Raw genomic sequence first — 25,952 nt, 5'->3', positions numbered from 1 at the left:
CTGTTTTGGATGGAACAAATAAAAGATACACCGATATTACTAATAATTCCAACTGCAAAGTTAAAAAATCACCTTATACATCGTACAATTCAAGAGAAAGGAACATTCTACCTCGATGATGCCATAATCGATGAATTAGCTCATAATGCAGATGCCGAACACTTTAAGTTTAAAGGTATCTATCCTAATTTATTTGAAGGTAGCGAAGATGCAAGCATATTTAAACACAATGTAGAGGAACTAATAAGCAAAAGCAATTCCCGCTCCAGTTATTTTAAAGTAAAATATATTGATGATATATTATTCATTACATACTTCTACACTAGTTATTTAGCGGAGGTGTCCGCTAAAAATCAAAATGATAAATACCTAGACGGTTTAATTGATGTTTTTATCGATTTGCTTGATAGCAAACATACTCCGACTGAAAGCAATCACGTTTGGATTCCCGATGGACTCACAGGAATGGAGGTTGAGGTTAGTAAACAAATATTTAATGAAGATGAATTAAAATTAAATGGTGGGTTTAAGATTTACTCTCGCATGGTACCGCCTAAAAATGTAATATACCATTTTGCAAATGATCGGCCTATACTGGTAGGTAAAAGACACGCAGGCGAGAGCGAAATTCAGCTCTCAGAGCGATTATCTCGAATGCTAAATGAAACTCTAATCAAACATATTATAGAAGAACACGAGCGAGCTAACACCCTCTTTCACAAGGAACTTACTACTGGCTATATTGATACTAGAAAGTGGAGACAACGCACAAAACCGAGAGCTTATGAAAGGAAAAATAAGATACTTGCTAAGCTAATCAACGAGATTAACGCCTATCTTTTAGCCCACAACAAATCATCGCTTTTGACAGACCGCAGAGAACTAATTTACGACCTACTTGCGCTTTTAAAGATGATGCCTAAACCGTTAAAAAGAGGGAGAGCGAATAAGGCCTCAGCCATCAGATACATTCTAAAAGATAACCCCTTATAGTGGGGAAATACAAATTACAAATTTAAAACACATTTTAAATTAAAGCCTCTTTGCACAACGCATTGAGGCTTTTTCAATTATTTTAAAATAGTTAAAATACTTGTAAATCCCCTCCCATTATTTGCCATATGTTCAGCATTGATGCTGAATTGAGGAAAGTGTCAACCTGTAAAATGATGCGGTAAATAATAATAATCATGTCAATTATGGCAAAAAAATTTAACGAGCTATTCAAAAGCTCACCAATCGATCAATCGGTAAATCAAAGTCTATTTAAAGAGTCATGCCCAAGAGGGTATTTCTCAAATCCGGAGTTAAATGGATATTTATCAAAATCTGCATCTGATCCAAAGACTATTTGGCAGAACCAGAATTTGAAACAACTATTTGATATCATGAAGGCTAATGTCAATTTAGCACGAGAACCACAACATACATTGGAAGATGGGATAGGTATGACCTGGTTAAGGTTCAAGATCGGTAGGGTAACTAAGAATCTTAAGATAGCTCATTTCGGTGATATTAAGAGATTAATAGATGACTACGCCTCGGGTAGCTTGAAAGTAACACAGTCTCTAGAGGATCTATATAACGAAGTATCTAAGTAGATTTTATTAGGGGGCTAGTCTCCCCTAATAATTATAGTAATTAATCAATTTTAAAATAAGCTAAGTGCTTAATACAATGAATATAAAAAACATAAAAATTAAAAAAGGTCAATTTATAGGCCACGTTTTAAAAATTATCCCTTCAAACACTATAATACAAAAGCCAACTGGCGCAGGCATAACCACCAAAGAGATTGAAGAGATGCGAAATAGTATAATTATTGAATCTAACAGGCCTGTAATAAAAGGCAAGGCAAAGAAATATAACAAAGGCAATACGAGAAACTTAGTGCTTAGAACAGTTAATGAGGGCGTCGAAGTTGCAAACATCATAGATTATCTGCAGTCCAATGTGAAATATAAGAAGTTAATCACTACCCCAGAAAGCTACCACAAAATTGTGACAGCGTTTGATGAGCTAGGGCTAAGAGAAGATATGTACAAATCTTATTTTTTACTTTTTGATGAATGTGAACGGACAATACAGGATATAGACTACCGTAAAACCATAATTCAGCCAATGTGCGACTTCTTTAAATTTAAAAAGAAAGCTTTTGTCTCTGCTACACCAATAATTCCATCCGACCCAAGATTTAAAGCTCAAAAATTTAAGATGCTAGTTATTGAGCCAGCCTACGATGATAGACAAAACTGTCAATTGGTGGTTACAAACAATACGATGTACAGCCTACAGAAATATTTCACTAGTTCGAAAGCTAAAGAGCATTTCATATTTTTAAATTCGACCAAAGCAATTACCACTGTAATTAAATACTTGGATATTGCCAGTGAAAGCCTTATATTCTGCTCTGAGGAGAGTGTGAATAAACTTAAACTGCAAGGTTTTAAGAATGCAAGGGAAAATCTGGTGGACAGTAAGAATTTTGCTAAGTTTAATTTTTTTACAAGCAGATTTAACTCGGCCGTAGATATTGATGATGTTATCGAACCCCACATCGTAATCGTCACTGATACATTCTTAGCCGAACACACAAAAGTTGACCCTTATACAGAAGTCCAACAAATTACTGGACGGTTCAGGCGCCCAGTTGATGGTGATATTGTAAGGCACCTCACACATATAACTAACGTCTCCATTGATCTTATGTCAACGCCTGAGGCACAGATCCTTAAGGATATCGAAATTTTCAAAGGTATGTACGAAGTATTGATCAATTACAGAGACTCTTCCAGCTCATCTTTTGTTTGGTCAGTTGTAAGTGAGATGTTAGAAAGAAGTGAGTTTTCTAAGTATATAAATCATGACGGTACAACAAATTACTTTATGGTCGATAATGCTATTTATATTAACAGAGTTAACAGTTACTATCAGTCCAATGAAAAACTCATTAGTGCATACAACCATACTTCACGGTTCAACCTTTTAATTGACCTGCAAAACTACGAGTTGACCGATGAGCACAAAGCTAAGCTTAAGGAAGCTTCAAAACTAAGCTCTAGCCTCGAACTGTTATTGCCAATACTTAAAGAATTGACGAAGAATACAATAGACGAATTCGATCTCCAACTACAGCTCAAACAAATTGAAAAGGAACATCCTACCGCTTATAATGCATTTAAAATTCTAGGCTTTGAGAAAGTCAGAAATCTTCAATTTGATTACAGAAAAGTAAAGCTTGCTTTGGAAAAGGCAAACAATGACACGCAGTATGGCCATTTTAAATTCCTCAGTTTTCTTGATACAAATTTCAAGGTTGGTAAGAGCTATTCAAATACTAAAATTAAAGTCAAGTTGAAGAAAGGTGTGGAATCTTTCAGTCTAGATAGATTGAAGCCAAACTTGCAGTTATTGGAGAGATACTTTGTTCTATCGCCAAGAAATTACATAACAACAGTAAACGGGAAAAAGGTTTACGGATATCTGGTTTTAAAAAATAAATTTAAGCCTAATAAATAGTTTATCATTTGATTAAGTGGGGTATATACCCCTTATGGTTAGACGATACACATTGTTGATTATAGGTTATAAAGTGAGTTTAAAAGTTTTATTAAACTTACAGAAAAGTATAAATTCGACAACTGTTTGTAATGTGCTGTGAGGCTTGTCATTTGACAAGCCACTATTTAAACATAATGCTGATTGGTAGTTAACGAAGATAATATCCTCTAAATCCATTGACACATCCATATTGCCACTCATTTTATATAAGCTAAAACTCTCTAAAATTAACTTCTCTCCAACTTGCTCGCTAATGCAATAACAATTACTGGTAAGCAATAGCATACGATTATTAGACCATCTTTTGATTTAAACGGGAATCCTAACAGTAAAAATGTTGCCACAGTAAGTAAGACTGCCAAAATAGAAACCAATTTCTTAATTGAACTTATAGATATTTTAATGCATTCGATATAATAAAGAAAAACTAAGAGTATCAAGACTGCAGGTATGGTCAATACCAAAGCAAAGAATATGATGAACAGCAACATCGGAACACCATCATTGAAGTTAACTAACGCTGTATGTGTTTGCATCAAATAAGATACGGTAACAAAAAGCAGTGTTCCTACAAGCGAAGAAAATAGCCAAACCCTAAGCAAATATGATAAACCGAACATTTTTAAATGTAGCGATTGCATCTTAATAAAAATAGTCCCCCTCCCTGCAAACTTTTAAAAGTGCTTTAGTTCTGAGAGTTCTGCTCGATGGGGCTGTTTCATTTCTCCATTATTCTTGATTTCTTAAAAGCTAAGATGTGATAGTGGATTGCTATAAATGGGTTGTGCCTAAGTTCAAATTTTCTCTATGAAGCGCCCCACGCCTTTGGTTCGATATCACCCCCGGGCTAACTGTCGATGGGAAAACAAAAGATAGAAGAAACGCTTCTATCCGACATTTTATCAATTTAATCAAAACTGCGATCTCAATCGCTTTACACTTTAAACTAGCTGAAATGAAAGATTTTACTAAGCATCCACAGGAAAACAACAAGAAATTAGACCAAGTTGAGATAAACGAACAACGTTGGTCAAGCAGAAAGAGGCATAGAAAGAACTACTTGGTTGCCGAAAAAAAAGCAATGGCATCGCTAAAGATGCAGAACGGCAATGTTGAAGCATCCTACCATCAATTACTAAAGAGAGTGGTTGCTTTGTACAGCAACCTAGCTAACAAAGCAGAAAGGGTTGTGGTGGAAATGAACATGAAATCCCACCCGTTGGAATCCCACAGGATGCATGCCTTTCTGACACCAAGCTTTGCATTCCATTTAGAATGCGATGTGCTGAACCGTTACAAAGTTGAATACTGCTTTGAAAACTGTCCGTTTGAAGAACAGATAAAACAGATGTTCGCAAGGCATTTCTACAATGCCCATACATTGGTTGAAATCAAAAAGCCTTCCTACAAAGCCTACTTTGATGAAGTGCTGAGAGTTCAGCCAGAACGGTTCATCAGACTTCTTTAGATAATTACAACTTAAGCCCTGGTTAATACTAACTAGGGCTTTTTAGTATAACAGCATTTACAACTTATTCGCTTATAAAGAATCAAGGTGGACGATTTAAATTCTACTCCCTCTTATTTCTTACAAGCTAAACATTCCCCAACACATAAACTCAAAAGCAAATGAAAACACGCAAGGTAAACGAGCCAGTGAAAGAACTCTCGCTCGACGAAAAGAAGAACATCGAAGTTGAAAGGATATTTGAACAGATTACAAATTCAGCGAGAGAACTGTTAACGGTATTCGAGATTGAAAAATACCGTACCACGGTGCTTGTAGAACACTCAAAGATAGGTCGCTACGAAAACTTGATAAGGGAGTTTCTATCGTACCATTGGAACTTTACGATGTCCAAGAATAAACAGGGCGGTTACGTAATCTACTTTGGATATGACGGCGAAGCGATATCAAAGTTCGGCAACAGGCTTTACAACGACATGCTTCGAAAGCTTATTGCTTTAACAATGAAAGAGGCGACATCTGTAAACATCGAAGACAGGATTAGGGTAAACCACGAGCCAACGGATATTCATAACTTCTACTACAAAAGGGTTATGGACGGAAAAACTGAGCACGTGACCATACAAGTGCAGGATTTAAAGACTGCTTAAAAAATAACAGAGCCTAGCGCTCTGTTATCTCGTGGTTCTTGCATATCTTTGTTAAAAATAGATAACTGATAACAGAAAGAATTTAAAATATAAGCGTTAGCTAAAGGTCTTGTAAGAGAGGAAACCTAGGAAATTTCATCAAGCACAAACAAGGACAGTTAGATAATGCCTCATGCTAATAAGCGTGGGGCGTAATCTGTCATTTTGTGTGGGCTCTCCTAGGTGCCTCTCTCATTGTGATTCAGGTTATTGTCCTGCGCTTATTGTATTTACTATTGGCTAGAAAGGGATATTCTAGTATCAAATTCCATGAGACAAACGTTATTAGCTATCTTGATAATGATAGCCTGTTTTGGTTGTAATATTCCTAAAGATGGAGAATATATCGCTATAAGAATAGCGTATTCTGATAACGAGTTACTCCCGCCTGATGAATGTAGAAGTCAAAGAGTTGATGGACAGACCATATCCGAAATTTTAAAGCAATCATATCAGGGTAAACGATTTCAACTTAAGTTCAAAAAAGATTTTATAATTGTAAGAGATATTAAGCAGGGTAAAGATGTGGTTTTAGCTCTTGATGCCAATACGAACGCTAAAAGCTATTCTACAGATTTAATTAGAGGAAATGCAGGAGAGAAGTTATTGATTCAGTTGCGATCTAATTCGAACGGAAAAATGGCATTAATCATCACATTAAAATATCCTAAAGGAGTAAGGTATGTTCCAACACAAATGAGTGGTTATACGATAAATCCAACTAATGGTATTGACTGTGGGAGGATTGTATGCTATTTGAGTAAGGTGGACTAGGAATAGATAGGGTTAACTTTCGGATTAAAAATAAACTAACAAACGATGGAACAAATACTATGGTTGATCGCACACTTGCACTACGATGACACCATTTTAGATGAATTAAGCCTTTACAAAAGGCGATGCTATTACGATAGAGCTGAAAACGAGTTCTTCTCAACAGAAGCAAAGAATTCCGATGGTCAAAGAGTAAACTTCTACTCATATGTAGATAGCGTTGGAATTGACATTCACACCGAAATGAAAATCAAAAGCAAATGGATGCGTATAAATGCAAACGATGGAACAATAGTTCAGTTGGAGAGGATAAATCATGATACTTATTATCATATTAGCATGGAAGTGTCGGGCGCATTAAACAAAAGTATTGTCCATTTCATGCGAGAATTAGATCTTGATACTTCTGGTGATGTCTTTGAGGAAATGATGAAAAGTTATCATGCCCACCAGCATATAAGAGATAGGTTTGAAAGAATAAAAGGGGACTTATTAGAGGCTCTTTATTTTTCGGTACCTTCTCTATCAGGCATTGATCTGGAGAACGCGAAGATATGGAAATGGAACTCAAGAAACTTAGCTCAAAGAGTAGCTCCCTTAGAATCGCCTGCTCAACAGGAAACGCCAATTCCTGTAATACTAACTGAAGAAAGCAACAGTTCAATTCCTAAGGTATTCTACGTATTAGCATTCTTAGCGATACTAGGGTATTTTTTGCTGTACATTAATAAGTAACATTCAGAGCCATGCATTAAGTGTGGCTCTTTTTTATTATACTTGTTTTACAATTAACTTCTCATGGTAAAAGATACTCTCAATTCAATCTTTGATAACGTCAAAGAAAGAACAACTAATCCCTTTCTAGGAACATTGTTAGTAGTATGGTCAATTAAAAATTGGCGACTAATTTACAGTTTACTTTATTTTGATAGCAAATTATCATTAGATGACCGCTTAACTAAGATCAGCGGACATTTTGCGGGACAGTCTTTTATTTGGAATATGGCGTTAACAATTGGCATTACTATGCTTGTTCTCTTAGCAACATATATTTTATTAGGAATATCTAGACTTCTAACTGATTATTACGACAACGTAATTCTACCTAAAAGTGCGGACGTTACTAGCAAAGGATCGGCTGTAGTACTGAAAGAAGATCACTTGAAACTTAAAGAGGTTAATAAACAGCTGGAATCTAGACTGGACGAGGAACGTTTAGCGAAGGTGTCTGCTCAAAATGAGCGTGATGCATCAGATAAAAGGCTTTACGCGATTCTAAATCCAGAAGTTGGTAAGTATGCGGGCAATGAAAGTCCTTATAAGGAGATCAAAGAAAAATATGAACAAATTGGCCAAACTGAAGACATAGATGCAGTTATAAACAGAATCCAATCTGCTAAGTTAATCTCCAATGAAATGAAGGCAATAAAAGCCTTTCTAAGAGATGGATTCATCGAGGTTAAGAGCCAAAATTCGTCCCAACCTAACCATGCCATATATACTTTCACTGGAGAAGGTAGAGAGTTTATTAGATATTATAATAATAGAATTGCTACTCACAGCTAAATTCAGCATACTATCCCATTATAGTGAAGTACTGCACGCCCTATATATTTTTTAATGCAATTTATTTAAATGGACATCACCCCTTACCTAGTTGGTTCTATAGTTGGCACAGCAATGCTTACTGGAACGTTCATTTTTTTCATCATCAAAGGCTTTATATATTCTAAAGTTAGCTGGTCAAACGTTTTCCTTGTTACATTTTTTGTTTGTTGTATACTGTATTATATCATATACCCATTGCCTCCGCACAGGCTGATTTTATTCAATGTGCTTAATGGATTATTGTTTGTAGGTGCTATCACTGGGGCAATAAGGTTCTATTGGCTAAAGTGGAAGAGAAAAAAGCAATTGCAAACCTAATCAGAAAATCAATTTCCTAGTAATAGTGTGTCATTCCTAACCTCAGCCTCTCCTCAAAGGGGTGGCTTACGCGAGGAAAGGCTAGGCTTAGTCATTGGTTTACAAGGTGGACTTAATACGATGCTTTCTATTTAATTCAATGCCAAGCATTCGTTCTTGGCTGGGGCTTGTGGGCGGTATCTACGTTCAGCCCTAGGAAGATCGGTATTCGCCACTCTCAAGCTTCACAATCTTCTATGCCAGATACACTTCGTTATGGCAAGCCATATCCGTCATGCAGATTGTAGCACGCAAGGTCGTAGCTCATGCGCATTTTTCTTTATCTTTTAACTTCAATCGTTTCCCTCATTCTTTAAAAGCTAAACAATGCTTGTGATTTTGCTCACCTGCGTTTCGTTGATGGCTTCCCGGTTGTCATGCCATTTGATGTTCTAACACACAACCCTTTTCAAATGCCTCGCCAACCGCTCGTGTAAACATACTTTGAAGCATGCTAACGCATTCTTTTTCAAAGACCATCAACTCCGTTCGCTGATGGTGAGCTGTCTTTTACATTTTTTGCATATTAAACTAGCATTTGTATCTTTAGGTCACACTTAACCTCTTTAGATTTAATATGAAGTATTCGAAAAAAGAAATTACTCGAGCAGGTAATACTTTAATGACCTCTAAGTCTAAAGATGAAGTGAACGACGCCTTAATTAAAATTAATGACTGGAGAGCTAATCACTTACAACCCTTGAGAGTGATGAAAAGGAGATTACTTAAGACCCTAGAAAAACACGACATACTACCATACCTTATTTCTCAACGCCTCAAACGCTTGACATCTATTGAATATAAATTAGACTTAAACATCAATATGGGGTTGGGGGGTATGCAGGACATCGGCGGATATCGAGCTGTTTTAGAAAGCGTGCAACACTTGTTTGATGTCAAAAAACTGATTGAGGCAACCCAGTCTACACACAAGCTTGTAAAAATAAATGATTACATATTGAATCCTAAATCTTCAGGTTATCGTAGTATTCATTTCATATATAACTATCATTCCAATGTTGACAAGTATAATGGTCTTAAGGTTGAGTTACAAGTCAGGACAAAATTACAACATTACTGGGCGACAACGGTGGAAACTGCCGGTATTATTACAAAGACTTCTTTAAAATCAAGTCAAGGGCCTGATGAATGGCTGGAGTTTTTCAAGATAGTTAGCTCGCTTTTTGCAATCAAAGAATTGCTTCCTGTTTTAGATGAGCATGTCGGAAAGACTATGAAAGAATTAATGGTTGACTGTTATAACTACTGTGAAAAGCTTCGCGTGATAGATACCCTGTTGGCTATTAAAACTACAACAAGACATTTAGAAAAAGAAGGCTTTCCTGGTGATTATTATTTACTTACCATAGACGTAGAAAATGAAGAGGTAGGTGTCAGAGTATTTAATAAGTCACGTTATGCAGAAGCAACCGATGCTTATTTAGCAATCGAAAGAGAGCTAGATAATAATAAGAAAGCGGTAGTATTGGTTTCTGCTACGTCCTTTAAATCTTTGAGACAGGCATACCCAAGTTATTTCCTAGATACCACTGCATTTGTTAAAGCTTTAGAAACAATGAATCGCAACTGCGTAAAGCGAGGTTACTTCAACCCAAATGTAGATTGATTTATCTCTATGTGTAACATCGCCAACGAACATATCGCGTATTGTCGAAGACGGCAATTCGAATAGTTAGCATGTTGTGAGAATTACACGTAAATCTTCGTGTGGATTTGTTGCTTATAGTGATTACCTTAGAGATAAATTCACGCTCAATGAAAATAAGACGGATAATCATTAAAAACTACAGAAGTATCTTCCATGTCGATATAAATTGCAACCGATATCTAAACTCTTTCATTGGTGAGAACAGCGTAGGAAAGAGTAATATATTTGATGCAATTAATTGGGCTCTAGGCCCAGTTTACCCATCTTTCAATTCTACGTTGCCTCAAGATCATTATATGGGAGATACTAATAATCTCATTTGTATTAAACTCTTTTATGATAATGGAGAATATCTCGAGTTAGCTGAGAACTGGCAAGATCAGAATGGAAATACCAAGTCCGGATTGAATCTGTCTGGACGATATATAACTGACTTACAACGACAAGCTTACTGCTCAGCGTATCTTGGAGTGGAGAGAAATATTCTTGACCACTTACCGTCCAATAGGTGGTCTTTAATGGGAAGGATTCTTCAAGACATAAACAATTTGTTTAAGGAACAAGAAATGGTTGATGAAACTACTGGTGAAATAGTCAAAAAGTCAGACCTATTCAAATCTGAATTGGAGAAGATTAGAGACAATGTTCTCTTCACAGTACAAGACACAGAGGGTAATTTAGTAATGAAGCAATTTATAGAATTATTACAGAAAGAAACTGCTATACAATTAAATAGACCACAAAAAGATTTATCAATTGACCTTAATCTATATGACCCATGGAACTTTTTTCGCACCCTACAAGTCATAGTTAAAGATAGTTGCACGAACCTCCATTTTCAAGCGTCACGACTTGGTATGGGCGTGCAGGCGTCGATTTCAATTGCGGTCTTAAAAGCCTATTCTCAACTGAAATTAAATAATAATACCCCTTTATTCATTGACGAACCAGAATTATTTCTTCATCCACAGGCTCAGAGAAACTTCTATAAAGTCTTATGTGAGCTCGCAAATTCTGGCACACAGATATTTTATACCACACACTCACCTAATTTCCTAAACGTTGGCAGATTCAATGAGATTTATGTCACAAGAAAAGACCAGACCAAAGGGACTTTCGTAAACAGTGCTCACGCGCAACGCTTCGTAGATGATTTATATATTAGAACAAAGATTAAAACTGACATTCCCAACCTTTGTTTGCAATATAGAAATGCTTATGAAGAAACTGGAGATACTCAGAAGGCCAATGAAGCATTCTTTGCCAAAAAAGTTATATTGGTAGAGGGACAAAGCGAGTCGCTAACCCTTCCGTATCTTTTTGATCTAATTGGATTCGATTACATAGCCTGTGGAGTAACAATTGTACGTTGTGGTTCAAAGGGAGAAATTGACCGTTTTTACAGATTATATGTTGAATTTGGGATACCGTGTTTTATTCTATTCGACGGGGACAGCAGTCACGTAGGAACCGGGGATGAAGCTAGTACGATCGAAAAGAACCGTTCGATATTGTCATTGTTTCAAAATGCAAATGACTTTCCTGACAATTCAGTTAATGATGGTTATTTAGGGTTTACCGAAACTTTAAACGATAACTTAGGATTTGAAACCTCTGCCAAGGGCTTAAAGTTATTTAAGCAAGTCAGACAAAGATTGACGACTCATGAGCAAGTCCCGAAGTGGGTCGTTGAAGTCAAGGTCAAAGTCGAAGCTTTAGCTGAGTTTAAGCAAAGTGTCTTATTTAGAGTTAACCAAGATTAGTCAAATTAATATAAAACCTCCATCATTACTAGGGAGATAACACAATAAAAGTTATCCTAGTTAAAGCAGTTTTTGTTATATATAGCTAAACTTTTATATTAGCTGTATATTAACACTCAAAACATGAAAGTATTTATTAGTTGGTCTGGAGATAAAAGTAGAAAGGTTGCGGAATTAGTAGATGATTGGTTGCAATGTACTATTCAATCATGTCAACCTTGGCTATCAAGTCGATCGATAGACAGAGGAGCATTATGGTTTTCCGAGATTACAGCTGAATTAGCAGATACTACAATTGGCATTATATGTCTAACTAAAGATAATAAAGATAAACCATGGATTTTGTTCGAATCTGGAGCTTTAGCAAAAGGGCTAAATTCCAGCAGGGTGTGCACGTTTTTGATAGATCTAGAGCCAGCAGATCTAGAAAATCCATTAGCGCAGTTCAATCATACTATTTACACTAAAGCTAGCTTACAACAGTTATTAAGTACAATTAATAGTTTAGCTGAACAGCCATTGAAGCCATCTATATTGGAAAAGGTGTTTGAGAAATACTGGCCCGAGTTTGAGGAAAAATTTGACCTGATTCTGTCAGAGGAACCTCAAAAGCCCCTTAATATTAAACGTAATCAAACCGAAATGCTTGCTGAAATTCTGAATACGATTAGAGGATTGGATAGGAGAATGCTAAGAGTTGAAAGTAAACCTAATAACGTATCTACCGATACCAATATAATAAATGAGAATCGAACGAGAGCTAAAGTTGCAGTTATGTGTGACATGCTTTTAAGCGGACAACCTTTCAGCGTAATTCTTGAGCATGCGGTGCAGAAGTGGGGATATACAAATGCCGATGCAAAGATTTTATTAGACCAAGCAACACAGCGAATCGATAAATCTAATGCAAAGAGGGTAAATCTCGTAAATAACGATATGCTTGAGCAACTCAAATCTAAATTTGGGAAATAGTCATTTAGTATAATAATTATTTTCTCGTAAATGGTTCACGAACTAAATCTTAATATCCAAAATCTTGTACCTCCCCACTAAATAGAGCAATCACTCAAATAAATGGATATTGAGTAAAGAGGGAAAACAAATTACATCAAATACTCAACAAAGTTAAAGCTCTTCTCCTCAAACGCTTCAAGGAACTACGGCATAAACGCTCACGTAGCCTCTTCACACAGTCTATTTATTCCGTTCCTCCTTGGCTTATTGAGTTGAAAGCTTGATAGCAGTACCATATTTAATTTAAAACATATGGTAAATGAACTAAACAGTGTGTCTGAAGTAGAGATAACTTACAGACCTAAATTTAAAGCATCTGAACGTCCTCAAATTTCATCGTCCGATCAAGCATTTCAGCTTTTAAGGAGGCAGTGGAACTCTGACAAAATTGAACTCGTGGAGGAATTTAAGATTGTTCTACTTAATAGACAGAATCGAGTGTTAGGAGTTGCAGATATTTCCACAGGTGGCGTGAGTGCAACCGTAGTAGATCCGAAGATTATTTTCGCTACTGCTTTAAAAGCTAATGCGAGCGCATTGATTCTCGCACATAATCATCCAAGTGGAAGTTTAAAAGCTAGCTACGCAGATATAGCGCAAACCGAGAAATTAAAAAAAGGAGCTTTACTCTTAGAAATGACAATTTGGGATCACATTATACTCACTAATGATGGATTTCTTAGTTTCGCTGATGAGGGATTGCTGTGAGACAGTGCGCCAAAAATGCGCCAAGTTGCAGGGCATTACCTACAAAATTCACTACCTTTAAGGAAACAAAAATTTAATTAACCCAAAGGCGCAACAGTGATGGAATTCACTAAAATATAGGCTTAGAGTGATGATAAAGGCATAAAAACAAAAAGCTCCAGATTTCTCTGAAGCTTTTCTAGTGGTGGTGCCTGCTGGGATCGAACCAGCGACACAAGGATTTTCAGTCCTTTGCTCTACCGACTGAGCTAAGGCACCCACTCTCCCGTTTGGGTTTGCAAATGTAGTTTCTTTTTTTGTAATGCCAAACATTTTTTCACTTTTGTTGAACTATTTTCTTGCAAAAAACCAAGCCACACTATAAATCAAGCACTTACATTTCAATTTTTTTTCACTTTATTCATATCCATTCTAAATTTTTAAAATTATGCATGCATAGTAATATATTATAGCGCAAAATATTTTAACTTAGCCTTACCAAGTACTTTATAAAGCCATGGCGTCACAAATCATTTTTATTCTGCTTACCCTCTGCGGTGTTGGTTTATTTACCTACAATCTGCGTAAGGTTATCCGTAACATTAAAATTGGCAAAGCCGAAAACCGCAACGATCAGCCTGCAAAAAGGTTAACCACTATGTTAAAGGTGGCATTTGGACAAACAAAAATGGCTGCAAGGCCAATTCCTTTTCTATTGCACCTGGTGGTTTACCTGGGGTTTGTAATCATTAACCTGGAAGTGTTAGAGATTATGATCGACGGAATTTTTGGTACCCACCGTATTTTTAACGGATTAGGTGGCTTATATAATTTCCTTATCGGCTCGTTTGAATTTCTTGCAATAGGCGTTTGGTTAGCCTGTGCCATTTTCTTGGTTAGAAGAAATATTATAAAGCTTAAACGCTTTAGTGGCGTTGAGATGAAATCATGGCCAAAATCTGATGCGAACTATATTCTTATTACCGAGATTCTGTTGATGAGCGCATTCTTAATCATGAACGCAGCTGATGCAAAACTACAAGCGCTAGGCGCTAGCCACTACGTAAGCGCAGGCGCATTCCCGGTTAGTTCGTTACTTCAAGGTATTTTACCTAACGATATAAGCACCTTGGTAACCATAGAAAGAGCCTGTTGGTGGTTTCATATCGTGGGTATCTTTGCTTTTTTAAACTATTTACCCTACTCCAAACATTTCCACATTATGTTTGCGTTTCCAAATACATATTTCTCCAATCTTAACCCAAAGGGGAAATTTACAAACATGGCCAGCGTAACCAACGAGGTTAAAGCGATGTTAGATCCATCTTTTGTACCCGAAGAAACTGCTCCAGGTAAATTTGGCGCTAAAGATGTAAACGACTTAACGTGGGTAAATTTAATGAACGCTTACACTTGTACCGAATGTGGTCGTTGCACCTCCGTTTGTCCGGCTAACATTACAGGAAAATTATTATCGCCACGTAAAATTATGATGGACACCCGCGACCGTATGGAGGAAGTTGGTAAGAACATTGACAAACACGGAGCAGATCATAATGATGGAAAATCATTATTGGACGATTACATCACCAGAGAAGAAATTTGGGCTTGTACGAGCTGTAATGCCTGTGTAGAAGCTTGTCCGATTAACATAGATCCATTGGCAATTATTGTAGATTTGCGTCGCTATGCGGTAATGGAAGAATCTGTTGCACCTGCAAGCATAAACGGCATGTTAGGCAACGTAGAAAACAATGGCGCTCCTTGGAAATACTCTCCGGCAGACAGGTTAAACTGGGCGGAGCAGGATTAGCGTAAAAGGAGCAAGGAACAAAGAACAAAGAACAAGGAACAAAGAGCAAGAAAAAAGCCTAGGTTCTTAAAGGCGCAAAGCGATAAACGAAAGACGAACAACGCGAAACGAAAAAAGAACAAGGAACAAAGCCTAGATTCCTAAAAGCGCAAAGCGATAAACGAAGGACGAACAACGCGAAACAAAAAAATAACGCTCAACGATAAACGAAGCAAAAAATGGAATTCAAAGTACCAACGATGGCCGAATTAATGGCTATGGGCGAAGAGCCTGAAATATTATTCTGGGTAGGTTGCGCAGGCAGTTACGATGAAAGAGCACAAAAGATTACCAGAGATATATGCAAGATTTTACATCATGTAGGTATTAAATACGCCGTATTGGGAACGGAAGAAAGTTGTACTGGAGATCCGGCGAAGAGAGCTGGAAACGAATTTTTATTCCAGATGCAAGCCATGACTAACATTGAGGTATTGAATGGCTATAACATCAAAAAAATCGTTACGGGTTGTCCGCATTGCTTTAACACAATTAAAAATGAATACCCTGGCTTAGGTGGTAATTACGATGTTATCCACCATTCTCAGCTAATACAGGATTTGATAAACGAAGGCAAACTTAAGGCAGAAGGTGGCGAGAGTTTCAAAGGGAAAAAAATCACCTTTCACGATCCTTGCTATCTTGGTAGGGCTAATGATGTTTATGAGGCTCCTCGTAAAGCTTTAGAAGTTTTAGATGCACAGCTGGTAGAGATGAAACGTTGCAAAAACAACGGCTTATGTTGCGGTGCTGGTGGTGCGCAAATGTTTAAAGAACCTGAAAAAGGTAAAAAAGACGTAAACATCGAGCGTATTGAAGAGGCGCTGGAACTACAACCTCAAGTTATTGCCTCGGGTTGCCCATTCTGCATGACAATGCTTAGCGATGGTGTTAAGCTAAAAGATAAAGAACAAGAAGTTAAGGTTTTAGATATTGCCGAGATTACGGTTAGAGCGAATGGTTTGTAAGGGTTAAACCTTCATCTCGAACAAGTTTTTTACGAGAACAATAAACGCAGAGATATCTCATCGCTTTGCTTACTGGATATGACAAAATAACAAAAATTAAAAGGTTGGCTCGATTACTTCCCTACCAAATCGGTGTTTGCTTTTTTTAATTGATCGTTTAAAGCATTAAGTTGTTCTAAATCTATATTTTTTAGTGGAATAACCATAAAGGTGCCCATAGAGTCTACATCCCCTTTTTTATCGTTACGCGTTTGTACAATCACATCATCGTTTTGAGTGCGCAGATACAACTCCCCTTTTTCTAGCGTCCCATAATAATCCATTGCTTTAAAGCGTGATAAATTAAAAGAGAAATACTCTTGTTTACCATTGAGGTAAATCTTGCGATACCTACAGAAACCAGTGTTAGTAACATTAATTTCGAACTTCTTGATTTGTTTGGATTCAGCCTCTGTATTAAAAAATTTTGCCAGCAAACTTTGGATAAAAACATTGGGCTCCTCCGCTACATTAAAGCTACAAAAAAAGCATAAACATAGCCCGGCTAGAGCTATAGCGCACTTATTTAAGTTCAATGTAAACTTTTTCATCAACAGCGTGGTTTTTACGAAAGTAAATTAATAAAAAGCTAAATTTGAGTTATGATTTTTTCTCCACAATCAAAAGTTTGGATATACCAAAGCAATCGTCAGTTTACTGCAACGGAAGCTAATGAAATACAACAAAAGCTTGATGTGTTTACGGAACAATGGACAGCACATGGGCATCAATTAAAGGCAAAAGCATTAATGCCCCACAACTTTTTCATTGTGTTAATTGTAGATCAAGGTACGGCAATGGCAACCGGCTGTTCTATAGACTCGTCTGTACGTGTTATTAAGGAAATTGAAACTACTTACAATGTAGATCTTTTCGATAGGTTTAATATTGCTTATAAATTGGAAGACCAAATCCATGTGGTTACAAAAGAAGATTTCGAAACACTTGTAAGCATCAAAAAAATTGGTCCGGATACGATTGTGTTTAATAATCTTGTTCAAACGCTGGAAGAATTTGAGCGTAAGTGGGAAGTTCCTTTAGCGAACAGCTGGCATAATTTAGTTTTTGCCGAACAATTAAATGCCTAAATCCACTAAAGTCGACTCAGATTTTAGTTGGTAAGATAAAGACTTAATTTGTCGTAATTGCCAGCTTTACAATTGTATTGTAAAAAATTTTGCTACCTCATTAGCTAAGGAAAGCACCTGTTCGTTGTTGCTTTTTTTTCTGTAACTATAGTGTTCTAAAAAGAGCCAAGCCTTTAATTATATAAACCTTATTGAAGTGAACACGAATCCCGTTTATCGGGAGAAGTAAAACGGAAAGAAGGACGAAGTGAGCGAAAAGTGATGACCTTGTTTTTCAAAAAAAGAAATGCTGAGTCGTTTTTTACTACGAGTTAATTTCCTCGTCTACAACCCAAATGTTTGGCGAAAAACATTGAATGCGTTTTATTTGTTACCTTAACAAATAAATCATCTATGTCTCGCTGGCTCAAAATATCCCTAAAAATTGTTGCAGGTCTATTCATACTCATAATTGTAGTTTGGTTGGGAGCAGCATACTACATTAATCATAACAACAAAGCCATTTTAAACACCATTTTAACACAATTAAATGCTAATGTAAATGGAAAAGTAGAGGTGGAAAATATGGAAACAACTTTGCTTAAAGGATTTCCGGGCGTTGCAGTTTCCTTAAAGAAAATCAAATTACGAGATAGTTTATGGTCGCAACATAAACACGACTTGCTAAATGCGGCGGATATTGACGTTTCGCTAAACATATTTTCGCTGATTGCGGGGAATATAAAAATTAACAAAATTGGCATTAACAACGCCAGTATTTATGTTTACACCGATACCACAGGTTACACAAATACCAGTATGTTTAAGTCGAAACCAAAAAAGGATACGGCTGAGAGAAAAGAATCCAAAGACTTCGAGATTAATAGGGTTGACCTTAACAATGTAAATTTAGTTGTGGATAATCAACGTAGATTTAAAAATTTCCATTTCCTTATCGACGAACTAAAAGGTAAAATTGAATATCCTGATAGTGGGTGGAACGGAAACATACAGCTTAAAACTATGATAAAAAGCTTTGCCTTTAATACCAAAAAAGGTAGTTTTTTAAAAGACAAATCGCTTAGCGGAACCTTGGTTGCACATTACAATAATGAAACTAAAGCAGTTACCATTGAACAAAAAAAACTATTAATTGGTAACGATGAGTTTTTTATTGGAGCAAAAATAGACTTGGCAAAAAATGAATCGGCATTTGCTATTGATATTAAAGCGGATAAAATTCTCTACAAGAATATCGCTTTGCTGCTATCGCCAAACATATCATCTAAACTCTTGAAATTTGGCATAGACCAACCAATTGCAGTTGACGGCCACATTATTGACGACGGACAGAAAAATGCCTCTGATCCGTATATTAATGTTAAGATGACTGTAAAAAACAACTCTGTTACCATTCCATCTGGGCAACTCACCAAGTGTAATTTTTTAGGAACATTTACGAATAAAGACACTGTATCAAAACCAATTGGCGACGAAAATTCGGCCATTAGATTTTATAACTTAACTGCCGATTATTATAATGCACCTTTAAAAGTTGATACTTTTTCTATCACAAATTTGGCTAAACCGCTTGCTGCAGGTTTGGTTACCTCACAATTTCCGTTAGAGCGCTTAAACAGTTCTATTGGAGGTGAGACTTTTAGTTTTAAAAATGGCACAGCCGATTTAAGACTTTATTGCAAAACGGATATAGATAACTTTAGATTTACAAAGCCTGTGATTTCTGGCAACGTTGTAATTAAAAATGCCGATATAACCTACATACCAAGAAATATGAAGTTGGTTAACAGTTCGCTTACCCTAAACTTTAACCAAAAGGATTTAAATATATCCAACAGCAGATTCCAACTAGGCAAAAGCATATTAAACATGAACTGTTCTATCGAGAATTTTTTAAATTTCTATTATACCGATCCTGAAAAAATATTAGTTAACCTAAATCTGAGCAGTCCGCAAATGAATTTAGGAGAATTAATGCCCTTGCTAAGTACGCGAAAAGCAGTTAAGCGTAAACCTGTATCAAAAAATGCAGTTAAAGAAGTTACCGACCAACTGAGCGCAGTAATGGAAGCATCGAAGGTAAACATCAAACTTAAGGTAAATAAGGCTATATACGAGCGTTTTGTGGCGCAAAACCTAAATGCAGAAGTTGCCATGTTGGGCGATGGTATTTATCTAAATCGTGTTAGTGTAAGCAACTCTGGCGGAACCTTAAATTTAACCGGCAATATTAAACCTGCCGGTGCGGTAAACAAATTTACCATTAACTCTACTATTAGCCGGGTAAACGTTAAAGACTTTTTCTATGCCTTCGAAAATTTTGGGCAAAATTCTATTACACATAACAACATTAAGGGATACCTTTCTGCTAAAGTAAACGCATCTGGCAGCATTACGGATAAAGGCAGTATTGTAAAAAGATCTATGTACGGCAAAGTTATATTTAACCTAAGCAAAGCTGCATTAGTTAAATTTGAACCCTTGCAAGTTGTACAGAAATATGCCTTTGCTAATAGAGATTTTTCTAATATTATGATTGATAATTTGGATGGTACCTTAACGCTAAACGGAGATAAGGTAAACATAAGTCCGATGATGGTAAACTCGAGCGTACTCAACTTCAACGTTAAGGGTATTTATGGTATTACTACCGGAACTAACATCGAGATGGACATTCCGCTTAGAAATCCTAAAAAAGACGAAAAAATTACCGATAAGGAAGAAAGAAAATTAGCTAGAATGAAGGGGATCGTTTTACACCTAAAAGCTATTGACGATGGAAAAGGCGGTATAAAAGTTAGATGGAATAGTGATCATGACTAAATTGCTGTTGGTTGGTCGTTGGTCGTTGGTCGTTTTAAAAACTGCACGCCAAAAACGAGAGACGAAAGACGAATGCTAAAAATCAAGTGGTCCAAGCCTGCGCATATTACGCATAATTAGGTATTGCTTGTGCCTAATGTATCCGGTAGGCTTCTTCGGTGTCCAGCGCCTTGGATTGGGGAAACAAGCAGCAATTAAGGCCGCCTCTCCCCTTTTAAGATTGGTACACGATTTACCGTAATAAGCTTGAGCTGCTGCCTCGGCACCATAAATGCCATCGCCCATTTCAATTACGTTTAAGTATACTTCTAAAATACGTTCCTTGCTCCAAAGCACTTCTATTAAAAGTGTAAAATAAGCTTCAAAACCTTTTCTTATATACGATCTACCTGGCCAAAGAAATACATTTTTTGCCGTTTGTTGAGAAATGGTACTACCTCCCTTTATCTTCTTTCCTTTTGCGTTGCTGGCATAAGCTTTTTCAATTGCCTTAATATCAAAGCCCATGTGCTTTAAAAAAAGTTGGTCTTCTGCAGATACCGCAGCACGTTTCATATTATCAGAAATATCCTCAAACTTAACCCACTTTTTCTCAATTTTACCTTCCTTACCTTCGGCCTTACGTTCTGAATTGCGTTGCACCATTAGCCAAGTTATTGGCGGATTGATAAACCGATAAGCTAAAACCCACAGCACTGTAACCAAAACGAACCATAAAATTACCTTTCCGGTGATGATAGCAATCTTTTTAAAAAGGGGTTGTTTTTTTGGGGATGGAGATTTTCTTTTGGCCATTGCTGCAAAGGTAAAGAAAAAGCCTAATTATTTTTAAATGTGGATTTTATATCTTAGTTGTAACAACCGAAAAAACTTGGAACTTAAAACATCAATAAGAGCACTATTTACGCCGATGCAACCTACAGTTAGGCAAACAGGTGCGGAAGTACTTTACCACGAGTTTTTACCATCTTTAAATCTTCAACCTTACATTTACTGCTATTGGGAGCTCAAAACAAAACATCAGCTGGTAGTGCCATTTAGTTATAAAGTAGTTGCAGATGGCTGCATTGACATTTTTTTTGAGTTAGACAATCCACAGGAAAGTTTTGTGGTGGGTTTTTGCAAACGATACACTTCGTTCGATCTGGAAAATAACTTTCACTATATCGGCATCCGCTTTTTGCCCACTATGTTTCCGCAGCTATTTCAAATTAGCGCTACCGAACTAAGCAACAAGTCAGAGCCGTTAATAAATATTATTCCCGCAGTGGCGGAATTTATTGAGATGCGTTTTAACAAGAGCCAAAATATTCAAGAAATTAAGTTATTGTTAGATGATTTTTTCACTTTACAAGTAAATAACAAACCTCTAAATATTGATGCCAGACTTTACAATGCAATTGATATCATCTTGAAAAACTTCGGTGTTTTAAACATAGAAAAAGATATAGACACGGGAATTAGTGCAAGGCAATTACGCCGACTTTTTGAATTTTACATCGGCGATACGCCAAAAACGTTTAGTAAAGTAGTGCGCTTTCAAAACATTCTGAAGGCAAAACCATCTAGCCAAAGCTTAAAAAAAAACAAACTATTTTTCGAAAATGGCTATTACGATCAAGCGCATTTTATAAAAGATTTTAAGAATTTTTATGGCGTTACGCCAGCAAAGGCTTTTGGCAGATAGCTTGTCCGATTTTTACAATACAGAAAGCCAACAATTTTGAAATTTTGTGTTGTTAATTAATCTATATGAAATTTTTATTAATCTTGTTTGTAGCTGTATTTATCAATGTAAATTTAAATGCGCAAAACAAATCAGCTGTAAACACAAATCAACCTAAAATGGAAATGAAATTAAACGCAGGCTTTGTTACCGCTAAAATTAAAGAAACAAAAGAATTTTATGTAAACGTACTAAACTTCGGTGTTAGCTTCGAAAATGAATTTTATCTGCTAATGCATACGCCAGGAGAAAAAGCAGAAATCAGTTTTTTATTGCCCAACCATCCTAGTCAACAAGCACTATTCCACGAGGCATTTGCTAACAAAGGTGCCTATTTAACGATCGAAGTTGATGATGTTGATGCCTGGTATGGAAAAATTAAAAAGCTAAAAATACCGATTGCTATAGATTTAAGAGACGAGCCTTGGGGCGACAGACATTTTGCTATTGTAGATCCAAACGGAATTGGAATTGACATGGTAACATATGCGCCGAAGCAATAGCTAATTGAGTGCTGTTAGTTGCCCAATTGGCTTTAAATTTCTATTTTGCATTATTCAAATCAAAGCATTATATGAGATTCATCCCCTACTTATTTGCCACAGCAACAATTATCATTTTAGGCGCATCAATTCCTAAAACCAAAGCGCCAGAATGGAAACCGCTTTTTAATGGTAAGGATATAAAAAACTGGAATGTTAAAATTCATCGCCATGCGTACAATGTAAACTTTGGCAATACTTTTAGGGTTGAGGATAGCATTATAAAGGTAAGATACGACCAATATGGAGATTTTAACGATCAATTTGGACATCTCTATTACAAAACGCCTTACTCGTACTATCATTTAAAATTAGATTACCGTTTTGTTGGAGATTTACATAAAGGAGCACCTAGTTATACCTTACGCAACAGTGGCGTAATGTTCCATTCGCAGGATCCTAAAACCATGCCTGTTGAGCAAGACTGGCCATTATCTATAGAAATGCAGTTTTTAGGTGGCTTAGGCAACGGAAAAAGCAGGCCTACTGGAAATATGTGTTCGCCGGGCACTAATGTGGTTTATCAAGGTAAAATTGCGGCAGATCATTGTATAAATTCTAACTCTAAAACTTACAATGGTGATCAATGGGTTACGGCAGAATTAATCGTTTTGGGCGATTCTTTGATCACGCATATCATTAACGGTGATACGGTGCTAAAATATAGCAAACCACAAATCGGTGGAGATGTTGCCAACCGTTACGACCCAAAAATGAAAATTGACGGCAAAATGCTAAAGAGTGGTTTTATCGCTTTGCAAAGTGAAGGCCAGCCGGTAGATTTTAAAAATATTGTAATAAAAGACTTATCTAGCCAATATGACAAAAAAGGCAACCTAAAAAGGAGATAGCAAATTTTAGAGAACTTTTTTTAACTATCTACGTTTTTATGTAAACAATAATACATATGAAAGTTGCCGTTATCACAGGTGGAAGCAAGGGTATTGGATATGCCGTTGCAGCATCGTTATTAAAAGAAGGTTACAGTGTAGCCATTACCAGTAGAAATATAGCTAGCGCAAATGAGGCGGCATCTAAATTAGTTGCCTTCGGCGATGTTTTAGCAATTGAAGCTGATGTAAAAAACTATCAGTCGCAGGAGGAAGCCATTAACTTAGTGCTCGAAAAATGGGGACGCATAGATGTTCTTATCGCTAATGCCGGCATAGGTAGCTTTGCTAGTATCGAAGAGCTAACATTAGATGCTTGGCACGAAACCATAGATACAAATTTAACAGGTGTTTTTTACAGTATCAAAGCTTCTCTTAATGCCATAAAACAATCTAAAGGATATATTTTTACCATCTCTAGTTTAGCAGGAACCAACTTTTTCGAGGGTGGATCTGCCTATAATGCCAGTAAGTTTGGCTTAACTGGTTTTACCCAGGCAGTGATGTTGGATTTAAGAAAACATGGCATTAAAGTAAGTACCATCATGCCCGGTTCTGTATCTACTTATTTTAACCATCACGAACCAGATCAGGACAAAGATAGCTGGAAAATACAGCCAGAGGATTTAGGTCAGCTTGTTGTTGATATGCTTAGAATGCCAGCCAGAACCTTACCAAGTAAGGTTGAGATTAGACCGACTACACCGGCGGGAAGTTAGCAATTTTAAGTTGGCATTTTGAAGCTAATATTTGCAGGCCTTTGATTAATAGCCCAGATTGTAGCGGCATCCCCCGATTTATCGGGGATATAGCGGAAAGCTGGACGAACGATAATAGTAGCATTTGCCTAGCGCTTCAAATTAAAAAAAACTGATTTAGGTTAATGAGTTGGACAGGCAGGAATTGGAGATTATATACCAATAAAAAAGCCCTTTATGAAAACATAAAGGGCTTTTATTTTTTAAAAGAACTGATTACTCAGCTACAACTTCGAAAGGAACTTTAACTTTCACTTCTTTGTGCAAGTTTAAGTTAGCTACATATTCGCCAACCATTTTAGGTTCAGTTTCGAAAGTAATACGACGACGATCAACTTCAAAGCCTTTAGCTTTTAAAGCATCAGCAATCATAATTGTATTTACAGCTCCAAAGATTTTTCCAGTTTCGCCAGCTTTAGCACCAATGCTTAATTTCACATCAGTTAAACGCTCAGCAATACCTTCTGCATCTTTCTTAATTTTATCTTGTTTAAAAGCAGCTTGCTTTAAGTTTTCTGCCAATACTTTTTTAGCAGAAGTAGTAGCCAAAATACCAAATCCTTGAGGGATTAAGTAATTACGACCGTAACCTGGCTTTACCGTAACGATATCATCTTTCTCACCTAGTGATTTGATGTCTTGTTTTAAAATAATTTCCATTCTCTGCGCTTATTTTAATTGGTCAGTAACGAAAGGTAATAAACCGATATGACGAGCACGTTTTACTGCTTGAGCAACTTTACGTTGAAATTTCAATGAAGTACCAGTTAAACGGCGAGGTAAAATTTTACCTTGATCATTGATGAATTTTAACAAGAAGTTCGCGTCTTTATAATCGATATACTTGATACCATTTTTTCTAAAACGGCAGTATTTTTTTCTGTTATCGTCCACTTTTGGAGCAGTAACATATTGTATTTGATCTCTTGCCATTATGCTCCAGCCTCCTCTTTCTTAGGTTTTTTATTAAAAGCTCCGCTGCGTTTTTTCTCGCTGTAAGCAATCGCGTGGCGATCTAATCTTACAGTTAAGAAACGTAACACACGCTCGTCGCGTTTTAATGCTAGTTCTAACTTGTTAATTAATTCTCCTTCAGCTTTGTATTCTGTAAGGTAGAAAAATCCGTTTGCTTTCTTTTCAATCGGATACGCTAATTTTCTCAAACCCCAATTATCTTCAGCGATAATTTCGGCTCCGCTATCAGTAATAATGCTTGTGAATTTAGCAATAGCCTCTTTCGCAACATCTTCTGATAACAACGGGGTAAGAACGATAACAGTTTCGTACTGATTCATCTTTGTTATTTAATGTTTTTAAATTTATTAATCCGTTTAAAACGGGTTGCAAATGTAGCGAGATTATTCTTAAAATCAAAGGGTTAATAAGAAAAAGATAAAATCGTAGTCCGTAAGTCGGAAAGTTGATTAGTCGGAAAGAAAAAACTGCATAAGTTATTGATTAATAAACAAGTGATTTGAAAACATGTGGCAATTTTAATCGGCAATACCAGCCCCGCCAATGCTGCAATCTTTTACCCTTAAATCCCCTAAAGGGGAATGGTAAAAGGATTTCCGCGTATGTCGGGTTTAATTTACAGCAAGCACAAACCATCGGTAAGTTCTCCTAAATCTCGATTACTGGGAAACCAAAAAAAAAGCCCATGCTTTGGGAACACG

At 36.5% G+C, this 25,952-nt stretch carries 25 protein-coding genes and 1 tRNA gene; 20 read left to right on the top strand and 6 right to left on the bottom strand.

What is annotated here, in order from left to right:
• Positions 1-9: 9 nt before the first annotated feature.
• The 12 genes from DUT69_RS06285 (at position 10) to DUT69_RS06220 (ending at position 13,611) form a co-directional block, all read left to right on the top strand.
• Complete coding sequence (locus DUT69_RS06285; protein WP_113652243.1) at positions 10-993, top strand: hypothetical protein; 984 nt, start codon at positions 10-12, stop codon at positions 991-993.
• Positions 994-1,199: 206 nt separating this feature from the next.
• A complete protein-coding gene (locus DUT69_RS06280; RefSeq protein WP_162796200.1) occupies positions 1,200-1,601 on the top strand; it encodes a hypothetical protein in 402 nt (133 codons plus the stop codon).
• A gap of 76 nt (positions 1,602-1,677) precedes the next feature.
• A complete protein-coding gene (locus tag DUT69_RS06275; protein ID WP_113652241.1) occupies positions 1,678-3,519 on the top strand; it encodes a hypothetical protein in 1,842 nt (613 codons plus the stop codon).
• 997 nt (positions 3,520-4,516) lie between these two features.
• Positions 4,517-5,029 (top strand): hypothetical protein, encoded by a 513-nt coding sequence (locus tag DUT69_RS06265; protein WP_113652239.1) that lies wholly within the window; start codon positions 4,517-4,519, stop codon positions 5,027-5,029.
• Positions 5,030-5,190: 161 nt separating this feature from the next.
• Entirely contained in the window at positions 5,191-5,679 is a 489-nt protein-coding gene (locus DUT69_RS06260) for a hypothetical protein (protein ID WP_113652238.1), read from the top strand.
• Between the two features lie 309 nt (positions 5,680-5,988).
• Positions 5,989-6,492, top strand: coding sequence for a hypothetical protein (locus tag DUT69_RS06255; protein WP_162796199.1), 504 nt, complete (start codon positions 5,989-5,991; stop codon positions 6,490-6,492).
• Between the two features lie 45 nt (positions 6,493-6,537).
• Positions 6,538-7,227 carry a hypothetical protein gene (locus DUT69_RS06250; protein ID WP_113652236.1) on the top strand — a complete coding sequence of 230 codons (690 nt, stop codon included), beginning with the start codon at positions 6,538-6,540 and terminating at the stop codon, positions 7,225-7,227.
• A 291-nt stretch (positions 7,228-7,518) separates the two neighbouring features.
• Positions 7,519-8,058 (top strand): hypothetical protein, encoded by a 540-nt coding sequence (locus DUT69_RS06245; protein ID WP_162796198.1) that lies wholly within the window; start codon positions 7,519-7,521, stop codon positions 8,056-8,058.
• Positions 8,059-9,034: 976 nt separating this feature from the next.
• The gene (locus DUT69_RS06235) at positions 9,035-10,084 is read left to right on the top strand and encodes a RelA/SpoT domain-containing protein (RefSeq protein ID WP_113652233.1); all 1,050 of its coding nucleotides are present in this window, start codon (positions 9,035-9,037) and stop codon (positions 10,082-10,084) included.
• A 149-nt stretch (positions 10,085-10,233) separates the two neighbouring features.
• Complete coding sequence (locus tag DUT69_RS06230) at positions 10,234-11,889, top strand: ATP-dependent nuclease (protein WP_113652232.1); 1,656 nt, start codon at positions 10,234-10,236, stop codon at positions 11,887-11,889.
• Between the two features lie 123 nt (positions 11,890-12,012).
• Positions 12,013-12,861: a TIR domain-containing protein gene (locus tag DUT69_RS06225; RefSeq protein ID WP_113652231.1), complete on the top strand. Its 849-nt coding sequence runs from the start codon at positions 12,013-12,015 to the stop codon at positions 12,859-12,861.
• A gap of 294 nt (positions 12,862-13,155) precedes the next feature.
• Positions 13,156-13,611 carry a JAB domain-containing protein gene (locus tag DUT69_RS06220; protein ID WP_113652230.1) on the top strand — a complete coding sequence of 152 codons (456 nt, stop codon included), beginning with the start codon at positions 13,156-13,158 and terminating at the stop codon, positions 13,609-13,611.
• Between the two features lie 182 nt (positions 13,612-13,793).
• Here the strand turns inward: DUT69_RS06220 and DUT69_RS06215 are convergent.
• A tRNA-Phe gene (locus tag DUT69_RS06215) sits at positions 13,794-13,869 on the bottom strand.
• A 238-nt stretch (positions 13,870-14,107) separates the two neighbouring features.
• Between DUT69_RS06215 and DUT69_RS06210 the strand changes: the two genes are divergently transcribed.
• Together DUT69_RS06210 and DUT69_RS06205 are read left to right on the top strand one after the other, a co-directional pair.
• Entirely contained in the window at positions 14,108-15,403 is a 1,296-nt protein-coding gene (locus DUT69_RS06210; protein WP_113652229.1) for a (Fe-S)-binding protein, read from the top strand.
• A 218-nt stretch (positions 15,404-15,621) separates the two neighbouring features.
• The gene (locus DUT69_RS06205) at positions 15,622-16,410 is read left to right on the top strand and encodes a (Fe-S)-binding protein (protein WP_113652228.1); all 789 of its coding nucleotides are present in this window, start codon (positions 15,622-15,624) and stop codon (positions 16,408-16,410) included.
• Between the two features lie 113 nt (positions 16,411-16,523).
• On the opposite strand, the gene DUT69_RS06200 is transcribed toward DUT69_RS06205, so the two are convergent.
• A complete protein-coding gene (locus DUT69_RS06200; RefSeq protein ID WP_113652227.1) occupies positions 16,524-17,000 on the bottom strand; it encodes a hypothetical protein in 477 nt (158 codons plus the stop codon).
• A 51-nt stretch (positions 17,001-17,051) separates the two neighbouring features.
• Between DUT69_RS06200 and DUT69_RS06195 the strand changes: the two genes are divergently transcribed.
• Together DUT69_RS06195 and DUT69_RS06190 are read left to right on the top strand one after the other, a co-directional pair.
• Positions 17,052-17,537 (top strand): ABC transporter ATPase, encoded by a 486-nt coding sequence (locus DUT69_RS06195; RefSeq protein ID WP_113652226.1) that lies wholly within the window; start codon positions 17,052-17,054, stop codon positions 17,535-17,537.
• Between the two features lie 393 nt (positions 17,538-17,930).
• On the top strand, positions 17,931-20,360 hold the full coding sequence (locus DUT69_RS06190; RefSeq protein ID WP_113652225.1) for an AsmA-like C-terminal region-containing protein: 2,430 nt from the start codon (positions 17,931-17,933) through the stop codon (positions 20,358-20,360).
• Between the two features lie 75 nt (positions 20,361-20,435).
• Here the strand turns inward: DUT69_RS06190 and mtgA are convergent, their stop codons facing one another.
• Positions 20,436-21,155 carry a monofunctional biosynthetic peptidoglycan transglycosylase gene (gene mtgA / locus DUT69_RS06185; protein WP_113652224.1) on the bottom strand — a complete coding sequence of 240 codons (720 nt, stop codon included), beginning with the start codon at positions 21,153-21,155 and terminating at the stop codon, positions 20,436-20,438.
• 76 nt (positions 21,156-21,231) lie between these two features.
• Here mtgA and DUT69_RS06180 point away from each other — a divergent pair, with 76 nt between their 5' ends.
• The 4 genes from DUT69_RS06180 to DUT69_RS06165 all read left to right on the top strand — a co-directional run bounded on the left by DUT69_RS06180 (position 21,232) and on the right by DUT69_RS06165 (position 24,237).
• Entirely contained in the window at positions 21,232-22,047 is an 816-nt protein-coding gene (locus DUT69_RS06180) for an AraC family transcriptional regulator (protein ID WP_240186670.1), read from the top strand.
• 65 nt (positions 22,048-22,112) lie between these two features.
• The gene (locus DUT69_RS06175; RefSeq protein ID WP_205314217.1) at positions 22,113-22,589 is read left to right on the top strand and encodes a VOC family protein; all 477 of its coding nucleotides are present in this window, start codon (positions 22,113-22,115) and stop codon (positions 22,587-22,589) included.
• 71 nt (positions 22,590-22,660) lie between these two features.
• Positions 22,661-23,479, top strand: a complete 819-nt coding sequence (locus DUT69_RS06170) for a 3-keto-disaccharide hydrolase (RefSeq protein WP_113652222.1) — start codon at positions 22,661-22,663, stop codon at positions 23,477-23,479.
• A gap of 56 nt (positions 23,480-23,535) precedes the next feature.
• On the top strand, positions 23,536-24,237 hold the full coding sequence (locus DUT69_RS06165; protein WP_113652221.1) for an SDR family oxidoreductase: 702 nt from the start codon (positions 23,536-23,538) through the stop codon (positions 24,235-24,237).
• 255 nt (positions 24,238-24,492) lie between these two features.
• Here the strand turns inward: DUT69_RS06165 and rplI are convergent, their stop codons facing one another.
• The 3 genes from rplI to rpsF are packed head-to-tail and all read right to left on the bottom strand — an operon-like array spanning position 24,493 to position 25,571.
• Positions 24,493-24,936 (bottom strand): 50S ribosomal protein L9, encoded by a 444-nt coding sequence (gene rplI / locus DUT69_RS06160; protein WP_113652220.1) that lies wholly within the window; start codon positions 24,934-24,936, stop codon positions 24,493-24,495.
• A 9-nt stretch (positions 24,937-24,945) separates the two neighbouring features.
• The gene (gene rpsR, locus DUT69_RS06155; RefSeq protein ID WP_113652219.1) at positions 24,946-25,209 is read right to left on the bottom strand and encodes a 30S ribosomal protein S18; all 264 of its coding nucleotides are present in this window, start codon (positions 25,207-25,209) and stop codon (positions 24,946-24,948) included.
• Positions 25,209-25,571 (bottom strand): 30S ribosomal protein S6, encoded by a 363-nt coding sequence (gene rpsF / locus DUT69_RS06150; RefSeq protein ID WP_113652218.1) that lies wholly within the window; start codon positions 25,569-25,571, stop codon positions 25,209-25,211. Before rpsF ends, rpsR begins: the two co-directional genes overlap by 1 nt.
• Between the last annotated feature and the right edge of the window lie 381 nt (positions 25,572-25,952).

Origin of the sequence: Pedobacter namyangjuensis, assembly GCF_003313325.1 — a bacterium.
Lineage (GTDB): Bacteria > Bacteroidota > Bacteroidia > Sphingobacteriales > Sphingobacteriaceae > Pedobacter > Pedobacter namyangjuensis.
This window is presented reverse-complemented; position numbering and strand designations above follow the sequence as displayed.

What these genes read in the sequence shown, in the direction of transcription:
- DUT69_RS06210 (WP_113652229.1), top strand. Translation starts at nt 14,108, where the DNA reads ATGGCGTCACAAATCATTTTTATTCTGCTTACCCTCTGCGGTGTTGGT.
- DUT69_RS06205 (WP_113652228.1), top strand. Translation starts at nt 15,622, where the DNA reads ATGGAATTCAAAGTACCAACGATGGCCGAATTAATGGCTATGGGCGAA.
- rpsF (WP_113652218.1), bottom strand. Translation starts at nt 25,571, where the DNA reads ATGAATCAGTACGAAACTGTTATCGTTCTTACCCCGTTGTTATCAGAA.
- DUT69_RS06235 (WP_113652233.1), top strand. Translation starts at nt 9,035, where the DNA reads ATGAAGTATTCGAAAAAAGAAATTACTCGAGCAGGTAATACTTTAATG.
- DUT69_RS06245 (WP_162796198.1), top strand. Translation starts at nt 7,519, where the DNA reads ATGCTTGTTCTCTTAGCAACATATATTTTATTAGGAATATCTAGACTT.
- rpsR (WP_113652219.1), bottom strand. Translation starts at nt 25,209, where the DNA reads ATGGCAAGAGATCAAATACAATATGTTACTGCTCCAAAAGTGGACGAT.
- DUT69_RS06195 (WP_113652226.1), top strand. Translation starts at nt 17,052, where the DNA reads ATGATTTTTTCTCCACAATCAAAAGTTTGGATATACCAAAGCAATCGT.
- DUT69_RS06250 (WP_113652236.1), top strand. Translation starts at nt 6,538, where the DNA reads ATGGAACAAATACTATGGTTGATCGCACACTTGCACTACGATGACACC.
- DUT69_RS06190 (WP_113652225.1), top strand. Translation starts at nt 17,931, where the DNA reads ATGTCTCGCTGGCTCAAAATATCCCTAAAAATTGTTGCAGGTCTATTC.
- DUT69_RS06165 (WP_113652221.1), top strand. Translation starts at nt 23,536, where the DNA reads ATGAAAGTTGCCGTTATCACAGGTGGAAGCAAGGGTATTGGATATGCC.
- DUT69_RS06260 (WP_113652238.1), top strand. Translation starts at nt 5,191, where the DNA reads ATGAAAACACGCAAGGTAAACGAGCCAGTGAAAGAACTCTCGCTCGAC.
- DUT69_RS06275 (WP_113652241.1), top strand. Translation starts at nt 1,678, where the DNA reads ATGAATATAAAAAACATAAAAATTAAAAAAGGTCAATTTATAGGCCAC.
- DUT69_RS06285 (WP_113652243.1), top strand. Translation starts at nt 10, where the DNA reads ATGGAACAAATAAAAGATACACCGATATTACTAATAATTCCAACTGCA.
- DUT69_RS06280 (WP_162796200.1), top strand. Translation starts at nt 1,200, where the DNA reads ATGGCAAAAAAATTTAACGAGCTATTCAAAAGCTCACCAATCGATCAA.
- DUT69_RS06230 (WP_113652232.1), top strand. Translation starts at nt 10,234, where the DNA reads ATGAAAATAAGACGGATAATCATTAAAAACTACAGAAGTATCTTCCAT.
- DUT69_RS06220 (WP_113652230.1), top strand. Translation starts at nt 13,156, where the DNA reads ATGGTAAATGAACTAAACAGTGTGTCTGAAGTAGAGATAACTTACAGA.
- DUT69_RS06170 (WP_113652222.1), top strand. Translation starts at nt 22,661, where the DNA reads ATGAGATTCATCCCCTACTTATTTGCCACAGCAACAATTATCATTTTA.
- DUT69_RS06175 (WP_205314217.1), top strand. Translation starts at nt 22,113, where the DNA reads ATGAAATTTTTATTAATCTTGTTTGTAGCTGTATTTATCAATGTAAAT.
- DUT69_RS06200 (WP_113652227.1), bottom strand. Translation starts at nt 17,000, where the DNA reads ATGAAAAAGTTTACATTGAACTTAAATAAGTGCGCTATAGCTCTAGCC.
- DUT69_RS06255 (WP_162796199.1), top strand. Translation starts at nt 5,989, where the DNA reads ATGAGACAAACGTTATTAGCTATCTTGATAATGATAGCCTGTTTTGGT.
- DUT69_RS06225 (WP_113652231.1), top strand. Translation starts at nt 12,013, where the DNA reads ATGAAAGTATTTATTAGTTGGTCTGGAGATAAAAGTAGAAAGGTTGCG.
- DUT69_RS06265 (WP_113652239.1), top strand. Translation starts at nt 4,517, where the DNA reads ATGAAAGATTTTACTAAGCATCCACAGGAAAACAACAAGAAATTAGAC.
- rplI (WP_113652220.1), bottom strand. Translation starts at nt 24,936, where the DNA reads ATGGAAATTATTTTAAAACAAGACATCAAATCACTAGGTGAGAAAGAT.
- mtgA (WP_113652224.1), bottom strand. Translation starts at nt 21,155, where the DNA reads ATGGCCAAAAGAAAATCTCCATCCCCAAAAAAACAACCCCTTTTTAAA.